This is a genomic window from Paraburkholderia sp. RAU2J (assembly GCF_003634845.1).
GTDB lineage: Bacteria > Pseudomonadota > Gammaproteobacteria > Burkholderiales > Burkholderiaceae > Paraburkholderia > Paraburkholderia fynbosensis.
The window spans coordinates 1141903-1154529 of the sequence record NZ_RBXG01000002.1; the positions used below are offsets into that span (position 1 = coordinate 1141903).

14 protein-coding genes are annotated in these 12627 nt (G+C 65.0%); 9 read left to right on the forward strand and 5 right to left on the reverse strand.

Annotated features, from left to right (window positions below):
- The first annotated feature begins 4 nt into the window (after positions 1 to 4).
- Positions 5 to 361, forward strand: a complete 357-nt coding sequence (locus B0G69_RS22590) for a hypothetical protein (protein WP_121321171.1) — start codon at positions 5 to 7, stop codon at positions 359 to 361.
- Positions 362 to 401: 40 nt separating this feature from the next.
- On the opposite strand, the gene B0G69_RS22595 is transcribed toward B0G69_RS22590, so the two are convergent.
- Together B0G69_RS22595 and B0G69_RS22600 are read right to left on the reverse strand one after the other, a co-directional pair.
- Positions 402 to 896: a GNAT family N-acetyltransferase gene (locus tag B0G69_RS22595; RefSeq protein WP_121321173.1), complete on the reverse strand. Its 495-nt coding sequence runs from the start codon at positions 894 to 896 to the stop codon at positions 402 to 404.
- Between the two features lie 105 nt (positions 897 to 1001).
- A complete protein-coding gene (locus tag B0G69_RS22600) occupies positions 1002 to 2219 on the reverse strand; it encodes a sensor histidine kinase (RefSeq protein WP_121321175.1) in 1218 nt (405 codons plus the stop codon).
- A 265-nt stretch (positions 2220 to 2484) separates the two neighbouring features.
- Here B0G69_RS22600 and B0G69_RS22605 point away from each other — a divergent pair, with 265 nt between their 5' ends.
- Positions 2485 to 2844 (forward strand): response regulator, encoded by a 360-nt coding sequence (locus B0G69_RS22605; RefSeq protein WP_241991437.1) that lies wholly within the window; start codon positions 2485 to 2487, stop codon positions 2842 to 2844.
- A 17-nt stretch (positions 2845 to 2861) separates the two neighbouring features.
- On the opposite strand, the gene B0G69_RS22610 is transcribed toward B0G69_RS22605, so the two are convergent.
- Complete coding sequence (locus B0G69_RS22610) at positions 2862 to 3773, reverse strand: LysR family transcriptional regulator (RefSeq protein ID WP_121321177.1); 912 nt, start codon at positions 3771 to 3773, stop codon at positions 2862 to 2864.
- 104 nt (positions 3774 to 3877) lie between these two features.
- On the opposite strand from B0G69_RS22610, the gene B0G69_RS22615 reads away from it, so the two are divergent.
- Complete coding sequence (locus B0G69_RS22615; RefSeq protein WP_121321179.1) at positions 3878 to 4753, forward strand: aldo/keto reductase family oxidoreductase; 876 nt, start codon at positions 3878 to 3880, stop codon at positions 4751 to 4753.
- Positions 4754 to 4808: 55 nt separating this feature from the next.
- On the opposite strand, the gene B0G69_RS22620 is transcribed toward B0G69_RS22615, so the two are convergent.
- A complete protein-coding gene (locus B0G69_RS22620) occupies positions 4809 to 5717 on the reverse strand; it encodes a LysR family transcriptional regulator (protein WP_121321181.1) in 909 nt (302 codons plus the stop codon).
- 74 nt (positions 5718 to 5791) lie between these two features.
- On the opposite strand from B0G69_RS22620, the gene B0G69_RS22625 reads away from it, so the two are divergent.
- Positions 5792 to 6568, forward strand: a complete 777-nt coding sequence (locus tag B0G69_RS22625) for an NAD(P)H-dependent oxidoreductase (protein WP_121321183.1) — start codon at positions 5792 to 5794, stop codon at positions 6566 to 6568.
- Between the two features lie 184 nt (positions 6569 to 6752).
- Positions 6753 to 7622, forward strand: coding sequence for an alpha/beta hydrolase family protein (locus B0G69_RS22630; RefSeq protein ID WP_121321185.1), 870 nt, complete (start codon positions 6753 to 6755; stop codon positions 7620 to 7622).
- Positions 7623 to 7653: 31 nt separating this feature from the next.
- On the opposite strand, the gene B0G69_RS22635 is transcribed toward B0G69_RS22630, so the two are convergent.
- Positions 7654 to 8946 (reverse strand): aspartate carbamoyltransferase, encoded by a 1293-nt coding sequence (locus B0G69_RS22635; RefSeq protein WP_121321187.1) that lies wholly within the window; start codon positions 8944 to 8946, stop codon positions 7654 to 7656.
- 421 nt (positions 8947 to 9367) lie between these two features.
- Between B0G69_RS22635 and dapA the strand changes: the two genes are divergently transcribed.
- The 4 genes from dapA (at position 9368) to B0G69_RS22655 (ending at position 12511) form a co-directional block, all read left to right on the forward strand.
- The gene (gene dapA, locus B0G69_RS22640) at positions 9368 to 10297 is read left to right on the forward strand and encodes a 4-hydroxy-tetrahydrodipicolinate synthase (protein ID WP_121321189.1); all 930 of its coding nucleotides are present in this window, start codon (positions 9368 to 9370) and stop codon (positions 10295 to 10297) included.
- Between the two features lie 332 nt (positions 10298 to 10629).
- The gene (locus tag B0G69_RS22645; protein ID WP_121321191.1) at positions 10630 to 11601 is read left to right on the forward strand and encodes a M23 family metallopeptidase; all 972 of its coding nucleotides are present in this window, start codon (positions 10630 to 10632) and stop codon (positions 11599 to 11601) included.
- 91 nt (positions 11602 to 11692) lie between these two features.
- Positions 11693 to 11989 carry a hypothetical protein gene (locus B0G69_RS22650; protein ID WP_347232508.1) on the forward strand — a complete coding sequence of 99 codons (297 nt, stop codon included), beginning with the start codon at positions 11693 to 11695 and terminating at the stop codon, positions 11987 to 11989.
- Between the two features lie 78 nt (positions 11990 to 12067).
- Entirely contained in the window at positions 12068 to 12511 is a 444-nt protein-coding gene (locus B0G69_RS22655) for a polymer-forming cytoskeletal protein (RefSeq protein ID WP_121321195.1), read from the forward strand.
- Positions 12512 to 12627 lie beyond the last annotated feature (116 nt).

Sequence of the window (12627 nt, forward strand, 5' to 3'; positions counted from 1 at the left end):
GGCGATGCGAGTCCGTCATGACGCGATCGATGAACAGCCTAGGAGTGTGGCGCGCCGCTCGCGTGCCGAAGTGTTATCGACACCGGCTGTCTTCAAAGGCCTGCTCGCAGCGCTCATTGTCGCGCTAGGTCTGACGGCGGCTGCGAGCGAGTTCATCGCAGACGCTCACGGCCTTCGCGCGAACGATCCGCCCGAAGCATCGCAAGACTGTTCCGCGCGATACGCCGCATTGCTCGACCTCGCCGAACTGGCGCGGCGCGACGGCAAATCGTCTGAGATCGTCGTGCGGGGGCTGAGCGGGCACGCCGGCGCGATGAGCGCCTGTCTGCCGGCAAGCCGCAGCGAACCCGTGCCGCAATAAAAGCACCGTGTGCCCGCGCTCGCCGCACGGCGCGGCACGACTAACCCACCGGGTCTTCCTGGCGATGGCGAGTCAGATCGCACTCCAGAAATATCGCGCCGGGGATCGGATTGAACACGTAAGCCGGAATGGCTTCGAAACCCAGCGACGCATATAGCCGCAGTGCCGCGTGCATGGTCGGCAGCGTGTCGAGGCGGATGCGGTGATAGCCCGATTCTCTTGCTACCGCGCAAATGCGCGTCGCCAGTTGCTTGCCGGCCTGCAAACCGCGACCCGATGGACGGACGTAAAGACGTTTCATCTCGCAGGTCGTGTCATCGAGCGGGCGCACCGCGACGCAGCCGACGATATCCGCTTCGTGATAAGCGAGCAGCACACGGCCGCGAGGCGCAGCGAATTTGCCGGGCAGGTCGGCGAGTTCGGAATCGAAATTCTGGAAGCCGAGATCGATGCCCAGACTTTCGGCGTATTCACGAAAGATGGCCCGGACGGCGTCGAGCTGTTCCGGGAAGCGGGCGGTCTGGATGTGGATCATTCGCGCGTTGTGGTGGGCTGTTTCGACGTGGCGCAGGCTTGCTGCGCTTTGAATGCGAGCAGTTTAACGGAACGTGTGCAGTGCGATGTCGCCACCGCGCAGGCCTTATTGCGTTTCTTCGAGCACTACCGGGAAGCGGATGTGGAACGTCGTCCCCACACCCTCGCGGGACATGAAATCGATGTGCCCATTCAAAATGCGGCACAACTCCTTGACGATCGAGAGACCCAGACCTGTGCCCGGAATATCCTCGCCCGCGGCGCGCTCGAACTCGTCGAACACGCGCTCCGCGTCCGAAGCCGAAATGCCCACGCCGGTATCGGACACGCGTATCGTCCAATGCTCTGTGCCGGCCATGGCGAACTGCAGTTCGACCTGGCCTGACTTCGTGTACTTGGTCGCGTTGGACAGCAGATTGACCGCGATCTGTTTGAGCTTCAGACGATTGGATGTGACCGTCTTCAATGCCGGGTCGCACGATGCGCGCAAGCTCAGCCCTTTGGCGTTGATCAACGGACGCGTCGACGTGACCAGTTCGTCATAAAGCTCGCGCAATTCAACCTGTTCGAGTGCGAGCGGGGCGCCGTCGCCGAGCATGACCGCATACTCGACCATCTGGTCGACGAGCAGCTTCATGTCGGCGGTCTGCCGGTTCGCAAGCGCCAACGCGGTATCGGCCTTCGACGGCGCTCGCCCGATCAGTTGCAGTGCGATGGAAAACGCATTGAGGAAATTACGCAGGTCGTGCACCACGCTGCGTGTGATCTGCATGCGCGATTCGTGCAGCTCGCTCACCAGCCGCTGTTTCAGGATCAACTCGTGGTTCGCGCGTTCGAGTTGACCGGTGTACTCGTCGATCTTGCGGTCGCGCTCGCTGACCACTTCCTTGATCGACGTGTACGACACCATGCTGAACGCTTCGGCGATCAGCCGCCGCGCGCGGCTTTCATGACGGCGCGTGAAGGTGCTGTCCTGCTGCGCGAACGCGTCGAGCGCTTCGCCGAGCACCTGATGGAAGAGGTCGAGTTCGCGCACGAGTTCCTCGATCCGATAGCCCTGGCGCCACCGCACGTTGCCGTGCTTTTTCGCGTTGCGTTCGATCGACGTTTCGACGCGCTCCAGATCTTCGCTATCGAGCGCCGCGCAGAGTCCTTCCAGAATCTCCGGCAGATGATCGGCGAGTTGCTGGTACGTGAGCTTGTCGGCTTCGACGAGATCGAGGTCGCTCGCGACGGCGTTCATCCATTGTTCGGTGAGCCGGAGTCGCTCTGAGCGGACGAAGTCGGCGAAATTGCGCAGCGGGCTCACACGGGTGTCGGTCATAAGTGAGACGCAGGGTGAAGTTTCAACAAAGTGCAAAGGCTCAACCACGGTGCACATATCGGTCGCGAAGCCCTATCCGCACTCGAGAGAAACAAGCTGTCTGTGGCAGTGATGGGGAGACCCAACCAGCAGGCGCTCCGCTCACGTGCATTTGAAACGCGCCGTTCAAGCCGATCAACCCGTTCATTATCACCGCATTCTCCATGAGTGGAACATTTGTTGCGGCGCCACCAGAAACGGGCAAGACAATCAACGGCGAACCCTGATGCACTCAATTCTGTTGGTGGACGACGAGCCGGAAATCCTTGCGGCGTGGCGCCTGATTCTCGAACGTGAAGGTTATGAGGTGGGTTGCGCGAGCAACGGCGCCGAGGCGATGGCGCGCGCGGCAGCGCACGTTCCCGACCTGATTATCACCGACTGGATGATGCCGATCATGGACGGTGCGGAATTGTGCCGGCGTCTGCGGGCGCTGCCGGGATTCGCCGATGTACCCATCGTCGTTCATACCGCGGTCCCGCCGCTCGAAGCCGATGGGAAGAACTGGGACGTGTGCGTGCGCAAGCCGGTCGGCGCGGAGCGCTTTCTGGCGATGGTCGCGCAACTGTGCAAGCGCACGCATTGAGATGCTGGGCGCGCGACTCAATTCCCCGAGCCACCGGCATTGGCCGCCTTCACGAAATCGACGAACGCGCGCAACGGCGCCGGCATGTGGCGGCCGCCGGGATAGTAGAGAAAGGGCCCCGAAAAGCGTTGCCACCACGGCTCCAGAATGGGCTCCAGCGCGCCGCTGTCGAGTTGCGCACGCAGCATGTCTTCGAATAGATGGATCACGCCGACGCCTGCCGCCGCACAACTGACCGCAAGGTCGATCGCAGCGCCTGGCCGCACGATCAATGGTCCAGAAGGATTCAATTGCAGCACTTCGCCATCGCGCTCGAAATACCAGGTCGGTGTGGCGCCGCCGGCGAATTGGCCGCGCAAGCATGCGTGCGACAGTAGTTCGCGCGGATGCTCGGGGCGTCCGTGGGCGTCGAGATAGGCTGGGGCCGCGGCCGTCGCGAAGCGCTGCACGCGTGGCCCGATCGGGATCGCGACCATGTCCTGTTCGAGGCGCTCGTCATAGCGAATGCCGGCGTCGCAGCCGATCGACAGCACGTCGACGAAGCCGTCCTCGACCACCACTTCGACGCGGATATCCGGGTACTGCTTGAGGAAGGACGCGATGACGTTCGGCAGGACGATGCGCGCCGTGCTCGACGGCACGTTCAGTTTGAGCGTGCCGGTCGGCGTGTCCCTGAAGCCATTGAGGACATCCAGCGCCGCTTCCATTTCGCCGAACAGCGGCGTCAGCTTTTCGATCAGACGCAGCCCGGCCTCCGTCGGCGCGACGCTGCGCGTGGTGCGGTTCAACAGACGTAGCCCGAGTTTGCTCTCCAGGCGCCGCACGGCGATGCTCAGACTCGATGCGGACACGCCGCCGCTGCGCGCCGCGTCGCGAAAGCCGCCCGCGCGGGCGACGGAGACGAAGGCGGCAAGGTCGTTCAATTCCATCGTGATTGTTCATCTTTTTAAACAACCCGTACACGTTAGACCCGTTTATTCAACAACGCAATCCCGGCGATACTGCCGCTTATCCACTTACCAAGGAGCGTGTCATGTCGAATGTCAGTTTCAGGGAGACCTTTTCGCTTGCCGGCCGCACGGTGCGGCGCATGGGCTATGGGGCGATGCAGCTTGCCGGCCCCGGCGTGTTCGGGCCGCCGAAAGACCGCGCCGCGGCGCTCGCGGTGCTGCGCGAGGCGGTGGCCTCGGGTGTGAACCACATCGATACGAGCGACTTTTACGGACCGCACATCACCAACCAGCTGATTCGCGAAGCGCTGCATCCGTACCCGGACGATCTCGTGATCGTCACGAAAGTGGGCGCGACGCGTGGCGACGATGGCGCGTGGCTGCCGGCGCCTGAACCGGCGGATATCGAACGCGGCGTGCACGACAACCTGCGCAACCTCGGCCTCGACGTGCTGGAAGTCGTCAACATGCGCATCATGGGCAGCGTGCACGCGCCCTCCGAAGGCTCGATCGAAAAGCAGGTGACGGCGCTCGCCGGGCTTCAACAGCGGGGGCTCGTGCGTCATATCGGCTTGAGCAATGTGACCGCCGCGCAAATCGACGAGGCGCGGCGCATTGCGCAGGTGGTCTGCGTGCAGAACCACTACAACCTCGTGCATCGCGAGGACGACGCCTTGATCGACGACCTCGCCGACAAGGGCATCGCCTACGTGCCGTTCTTTCCGCTCGGCGGATTTACGCCGATCCAGTCGTCGGCGCTATCGGATATCGCGCAGACGCTCGGCGCGACGCCGATGCAGGTGGCGCTCGCGTGGCTATTGCGTCGGGCACCTAACATTCTGCTAATCCCCGGTACGTCCTCGCCTGGACATTTGCACGAGAACCTGGCGGCGGCGCATTTGAGCCTGAGCGGTGACGTACTCAACCAGCTGAACGCAATCGGCAGCGCAAAAGGCTAAGTGCGATTGCTTTGGCGTGGCTAGGCTGAGCGCGTCGAATCACGGCGGGGCGTCGTCACACCGACCCGGCGATGTGCTCCCGCAACCATTGATGTGCCGGGTCGCGATGTGAGCGCTCATGCCAGAGCATCGCCATCTCGTAGCCCGGCACGTCGACGGGCGGCTCGACCATGCGCACCGCGCCCCAGTCGCGCGCGAGCCGCTCGGGCAGCATGCCGACGAGGTCGGTGCTCGCCAGCACCGACAGCATGAACAGGAAGTGCGGCACCGACAGCGCCACCTTGCGGGTGAGTCCCGCTTTCGCGAGCACTTCGTCGGTGACGCCGACAAAGCCGCCGCCCACCGGCGACACGATCACATGGTCGAGCTTACAGAACTGCGCGAGTGTCGGCCGGCGCTTGAGCCGCGGATGATCCGCGCGGCCCGCCAGTACATAACGCTCCGCAAATAGCACGCGCCGGCGCAATCCTTCGGGCGAGCCTTCGCTCGTGTGAAATGCCAGGTCGATCTCGCCGCGTTCGGCTTGTTTCGCGATGCGCAGCGGCGCCGCTTCGACGACGGCGAGGCGCGTGCCCGGCGCCGCCGCGCGCATGCCGGCCAGCGCCGGCAGGATGATCGTCGACTCGGCGTAATCGCTCGCGGCGACGCGCCACGTGTGCGTGGCCACCGCCGGATCGAACGGACTCGCCGGGGCGACCGCGCGTTCTAGCGCTTCGAGCGCCTCGCGCAGCGGTTCGCGCAACGCCTCGGCGCGCGCGGTGGGCCGCATGCCACGCGGCCCGGGTAGCAGCAGCGGATCGCCGAACACGTACCGCAATTTGGCCAGATGCACGCTGACCGACGGCTGCGAGAAGTTCAGGCGTTCGGCCGCGCGCGTCACGTTGTGCTCCGACAGCAGGACGTCGAGCGTGACGAGCAGATTGAGGTCGAGTGTTCGGAGATTAACCATCGCAATACCAGATATACAGGGAATTCATTTCCAATATAGCGGAGCGGAACCTATCGTGATGTCATTCAATCACGATAGAGAGCACGGTCATGAAAGTTCTGCTTGTTTATGCGCACCCTGAACCGAAATCGTTGAACGGGTCGCTGAAGGATTTCGCGGTCAAGCGGCTCCAGGACGCCGGCCACGTCGTGCAGGTTTCCGACCTGTACGCGATGCAGTGGAAAGCCTCGCTCGATGCGCACGACAGCATCGAGCGGCAAGCCAGCGAGCGCTTCTATCCATCCCGCGAGTCGAAACACGCGTTCGAGAACGGCTTGCAGAGCGCGGACATCGTCCGCGAACAGGAGAAGCTGATGTGGGCGGATGCGGTGATCCTGCAGTTTCCGCTCTGGTGGTTCTCGATGCCGGCCATCCTCAAGGGCTGGGTGGAGCGCGTCTATGCGTACGGCCTCGCGTACGGCGTCGGCGAGCACTCCGACGCGCGCTGGGGCGAGCGTTATGGGGAGGGCAAGTTCGCCGGCAAGCGCGCGATGCTGGTGGTCACGACCGGCGGCTGGGAGTCGCACTACAGTGCGCGTGGCATCAATGGCCCGATGGACGACGTGCTGTTTCCGATCCAGCACGGCGTTCTGTATTTCCCCGGTTTCGACGTGCTGCCGCCGTTCGTGGTTTATCGCACGAGCAGAATCGACGAGGCGAACTATGCGGAGGTTCGCGAAGCATTGGCCAAAAGACTCGACGATCTCTGGACCACCCAGCCGATCCCGTTCCGGCAGCAGAACGGCGGCGCGTATGCGATTCCTGAACTGACGCTGCGGGACGATCTGGCGCCGGAGCGGGTCGGCTTCGCCGCGCATGTCGAATAGGCCGGGCAGGGAGGGGCGAACGTTCGCTCCTCCCTTCGTGTGAGCGTGTAGGGCTTCTCTCTGAAGGGATCGTATGTTTCGCTGAAATTTGGTTGTAAGTCGCTATTGCTAGAGTCGTCGACGCAAGCAGGCCGCCGCATGCCGGGTAGTGTTCTTCGGACACCTAGACAGGGAGAGCGACACCGTGAATCCAGTTCGTGCGTTCTGGCTCATTCTGACGCTGCTCGTCACGGCGCCCGCATGGGCTTATGAGTCGCGGGTCGTCACCATTCCCAGCGCGGCGATGCACGAATCGTTCGAGGCGACGGTGGTGCTGCCCGATCAATATGCGCAAGGCAATACGGCCAATCGCTTTCCCGTCATCTATCTGTTGCACGGCTCGGGCGGCGACTACACCGACTGGGCCACGAATTCGCCCATCGGCAAGCTGGCCGACCGCTATCACGTGATTCTCGTCATGCCCGACGGCGGTCATGAAAGCTGGTACATCGACAGTCCGGTCAACCCGCGCAGCCGTTATGAGACTTATGTGGGCACGGAAGTGGTGGCTTACGTCGACGCGCACTTCCGCACGCTTGCAACGAAAGAGGCGCGCGCGATTACCGGCCTGAGCATGGGCGGATTCGGCGCGCTGCATATCGCGCTGGGGCGGCCGGATGAATTCGGCGCGGCGGGCAGCATCAGCGGCGCGGTGGACCCGCGCGGCTCCGAGGACGAGCCCGGCATCGAGCAGGTATTCGGCGACCCGGCCCGTGACGCGGGCTTCTGGAACAGCGAGGCGATCGTCGAGAATGCGCGCAGTTTCGACGACGCGCATATCGCGTTGACGATCGACTGCGGCGTGAACGATTCGCTCGTGCAGTCGAATCGCATGCTGCACGAGCGGCTCGTCGAACTCGGCGTGCCGCATGACTACGCCGAGCGGCCCGGCGGCCACACGTGGACGTACTGGTCGAACGCGGTGCAGTATCAGGTGTTGTTCTTCGCCAGCGCGTTCAGGCACGCGCGCATGGCCAGCACCGCGGCTGGCCACCTCACCAGCGCCGCAAGCTGAACGCGCGAATTCGAATACCGCACTGCGCCGTTCAATCGATGCCGTGAAACACCGCGTCATCCGGGCCGAGATACGCGGGCGGGCGCCACGCGGCGTCGCGCATCGAATGCTGAACCAGCTTTTCGACGCCCAGCAGCACCGCGAAAATCGCCATCCGCACCGGAATGCCGTTGTCGGTCTGCCGGAAAATCGCCAGCCGCGCGTCGTGATTCAGGTCCACGCTCAGGTCGTTCGCGCCGGGCCGGCTGTCGCGCGGCAGCGGGTGCATGATCAGCGTGTCGGCGCCGCATACGCTGTCCACCAGCGCCTGATTGATCTGGAAATCGGGGGTGTAGCCTTCGAACGATTCGTCGGTGAAGCGCTCTTTCTGGATGCGCGTCGCGTACACCACGTCGGCGCCGCGCAAGCCGTTGGCGAGGTCGTGAGTCTGCTCGATCACGTGGCCGTTGCGGGAAATCTGCTCGGTGATGTAGCCGGGCATTTCGAGCATCGGCGGCGAGATCAGCGTGAATTTGATGCCGCGGTACAGCGCCAGCAGCTTCACCAGCGAATGCACGGTGCGCCCGTACTTCAGGTCGCCGACCAGCGCGATATGCGCGCCATCGACGATTTTCCCCAGACGCGAAAACTCCCGCTGGATTGTGTAGAGATCGAGCAGCGCCTGGCTCGGATGCTCGCCGGGGCCGTCGCCGCCGTTGATCACCGGCACGTTGGTCGCGCGCGCGAATTCGGCCACCGAGCCTTGCTCCGGATGGCGGATCACCAGGGCGTCCACGTAGCCGCTCATCACGCGGCTCGTGTCGTAGATCGACTCGCCCTTGGCCATCGACGAAAACGTGAAGCCGGTGGTGTCGCACACCGAGCCGCCCAGCCGGCAGAAGGCCGCGCCGAAGCTCACGCGGGTGCGCGTGCTGGCCTCGAAGAACAGATTGCCGAGCACCGCGCCTTCGAGCACGCGGGAGATTTTGCGGCGCCGCGCGATGGGCTGCATGATGTCGGCCACCCGGAACAGCGCCTCCACCGAGTCGCGCGAGAACTGATCGACCGACAACAGCTGTGGCCGGCCTTCGAACAGCATCTGGCTGGCGAGCGATTGCGAATCTACGCTCTGCGTATATTTCTCGCCGGGGTCGCCATGCACCACGATCTCCGATACGAAGCGCTCGACGATCTCCGGCATGGCCCGCGATTCCTGCGAATCGTCCGGCAGAAGCCACGTGTCGAGCGCCCGGCGCGACACGCCGATGCGGCTCGCGAACGTGTCGCGCGTCATGTTCATGCGACGCATCGCATCGCGTAGGAAGGCTTGTTGCGGGACGCTCATGGAGGCACCTGTCGGGGGAAGGGGGAATCGGCGGTGAATGTACGCGGTGCGTATATTAGTTGGCCTGTGAGAGAAGTCAAGCGCCTTTTCGAGACGGCTTTGCCAGACGGCGCCGGAGCCGGTTACACTGCGGCTCATGCACTCCAGCCCCACGTTCCGACTCCGCCTGTCGACCCTCGCACACGACGCTTCCACGAGCGTCGCGGGGATGCTCGCAGCCGGGTGGCGCGTTCGCAGCAGCGCGAACCGCCCGAACGTCGGCGCCAAAGCCAAAAAACAGCCGCTCATCTGACCGGAGCACGCTGTTCCGTCGTCAGATGTGCGACGGAACAGCCGGTCACCGCCCGCCTGCGGCCTGTCCTGAATGTTTCTCTCGCACCGCTGAACGGAATCGATACGGTCGCGTCATCGAGGTAGAAACATGTCTGATTTTTCGGGTATCTGGATTCCGCTCATTACGCCGTTCGCCGACGGCGCCGTCGATCACGCCGCGTTACGCGCGCTGGTGCGCCGCTATGCCGATGCGGGCGTCGCCGGGCTGGTCGCGCTCGGCACGACCGGCGAGCCTGCCGCGCTCGATGCCGCCGAGCAGGACGCCGTGCTCGCAACGATTCTCGACGCCGCGCAAGCCGCGGCTCGTGGCGCGAACGGCGCGAACGGCGCGCGGGCGCTGCCGGTGGTGGTCGGCGTATCGGGCAATCACACGGCGAGCATGCGCGAGCGCATCGAACGACTCAACACGCTGCCGATCGCCGGCGCGCTGATCGCCGCGCCGTATTACATACGGCCGTCGCAAGCGGGCATCGTCGATCATTTCACCGCACTCGCCGATGCGAGCGACAAGCCGGTCGTGTTGTACGACATTCCGTACCGGACCGGCGTGCGGCTCGAACTCGACACGCTGCTGACGCTCGCCGCGCATCCGCGGATCCAGGCTGTGAAGGATTGCGCCGGCTCGCTCGACACCACGCTCGCGCTGATTCGCGACGGCCGCCTGCAGGTGCTCGCCGGCGAGGACGTGGCGATCTTCAACACCGTGTGTCTGGGTGGCAGCGGCGCGATCGCGGCGTCCGCGCATCTGCGGCCGGAGCGCTTCGTCGCGCTCTATCGCGCGCTGACGGCAGGCCGGCTCGATGAAGGCCGGCGCATTTTTCACGAACTGGTGCCGCTGATTCAGGCGGCGTTCGCCGAACCGAATCCGGCGCCGGTGAAGGCGCTGCTCGCCGCGCACGGGCTGATCCGTAACGAACTGCGCATGCCGATGACGCGCGCGAGCGATGCGCTCGCCGCGCGGCTCGAAGCGCTCGACGGACCAGGTGTATTTGAACAGGATGCCGAACGATCGACCTGATCGGATCGTCGCGAAGCACGGACAAAAGGACGGTCATCACGACGCATCCAAACACGGCTTATACGCCGTGTTTGGCATCTCTAATCACCGCTCCATATTTGAGATAAAGCCTGGTGTAGCCAGGCGATAATCGACGCCCTTCTGATCCTTTATCGCCGCCGGCCTGTGTCCGGCCCATGCCGAATGCAGTCATTCCTGTGTGCCAATGTCCTGTCCCGTGTCTTCACGTGCCGCGTGTCGGGCGCGTGTGACGCGCCGATGTCCACCGGCATGCGCCGCGACCCGCGTGCGCGGTTTCGTGCCGCTTGCGTTTCGTGCGCGGGGAGTCCGTGATGGCTTCCGTATTCAGCGCCGGCAGTCAGCTTTCCAGCGGCTCGGTCCGCTTCGTCACGCGCCGCACGGCTTTTTCGCTCGCGGCGGGGGCGGCTTGCGGCTCGGCCGCATTGGCGCTCGCCGCGGGCGTCGCAATTGGCATGCACTGGGATGCGCATGGCGCGTCCGGCGCTCAGGCTGCCAACCGCGTCGAGCACGACTACGCGATCGATCAGCTCGGCAAGCTCAGCGCTTCAGTTGCGCAGATCGAGCCGCGTATGGCGCGGCTGACCACCCAGGTCGGCGCCTTGCGCGATTTCGAAGCCCGCCTGAATACGCCACGGCCGGCGCCGCGCGCATTGGCTACGCCCGTTCCGTTGGCGCCGGCGTCCGACGCGGAGTTGTCCGCCACCGACGGCGAGGGCGGCCCCGCGCTGCCGCCACGGTCCTGCGGCGAAAACGTGCCGCCTGGGCACGGATCTGCCGACGCCGAACGCACGCGCCGGCAGTTGGATTGCATCGCCGGGACGCTGTCGGCGCTCGAACAGCAAACGGCCGATCACGAACTCGCCTACGCCGCTTTCCCGGGGCGCATGCCCGCCGACGGCGCGCGCTTCGGTTCGCCGTTCGGCAACCGCAGCGATCCGTTCACGCATCGTTTGAGTTTTCATCCGGGCATCGATCTGGTCGCTAAAACCGGCACGCCGATCATGGCGGCGGCGGGCGGCCGCGTGGTATTCGCCGGCGAGAAAGCGGGCTATGGCAACGCGGTCGAGATCGATCACGGCAACGGACTCATGACGCGTTACGCGCACGCGTCGCGGATCGTCGCGCATGTGGGCGACTTGGTGCTGCCGCGTCAGCACATTGCCGACGTCGGCTCGACCGGACGCTCAACCGGCCCGCATCTGCATTTCGAAGTGCTGGTCAACGGCGTGCCGGTCAATCCGGTCGACTACCTCGCGCTGTTCGCGCCGCCGCCTCATGGCTGAACGTTGGAGCGGCCGGCGGCTTGACCGCGTCGCGGGCGCACTGAGCGGGCGCACCTACACGCTGCGGCCGGCGCGATCGCTGGCTCGGCGCGTGGCCATGTGGGCTGGGGCGTGTGCGTTCAGCGCGGCGCTCGGCGCGGCGGCGCTGGCCGGCTGGAACGCGCAGCGCGCCGGCATGCCGCCGGGCCGGTGCGCGCCCGAACCCGTCGACGAGGGGCAACAGCAGACCGAACTGGCCCGCGCGCGGCTCGCGCTGGCGCAGGAGTCGGCGGCTCGCGCGGCGGTGCAGAAGTCGGCCGACAGCGCCGCCGCCGAGGTCGCGCGGCTCAATGTCGAGTTGCAGTTTCTGCGGGGGCAGGGCAAGACGCAGGCAGCGTCAAGGCGGTGAGGGGGCGGACAGCGCACACCCACCCCCGCCGTACGGACAGCATCACGCGGCGAACATTTTTATTTCGAGGAAGCGGTTATGTTCAGCAAGAAAAAAAGCGCGGGCATCGAACAGACCAAGCTCGCCACCCTGATCGCCCACGACGTGCAGATCACCGGCGACCTGCAGTTCAGCGACGGCCTGCGCATGGACGGCCACGTGAGAGGCAACGTCAGCGGCACGCCCGGCGCGCAGACGCTGCTCGTGCTCAGCGAGCGTGGCTCGATCGAGGGCAACGTGCACGGCTACGACGTGGTGGTCAATGGGAGGATCGTCGGCGATCTGATTGCGGATCACTTCGTCGAGTTGCAGGGCAATGCGCACGTGACCGGCAACATCTACTACCAGCAACTGCGGATGGATTGCGGCGCGTCGGTCGACGGCAAGCTCACCAAGCGGGAAGCCGCGCAGGCAGTGCAGGCGCCGGCGCTTCTGGTCTCGCTGAACGAGTTCGTGGACGACGAGCGCAGGGAACGCGGCTAGGCGAGCCCGTCGCGCGCCGAACAGTTCGCGGGTGCCCGCCCAGAGCGGGATGCGGCTTTGCAGTGCGAGCGTCGCGGTGGCGAGCAGCAACAGATCGTAGCCACGTGCGCTGCAAC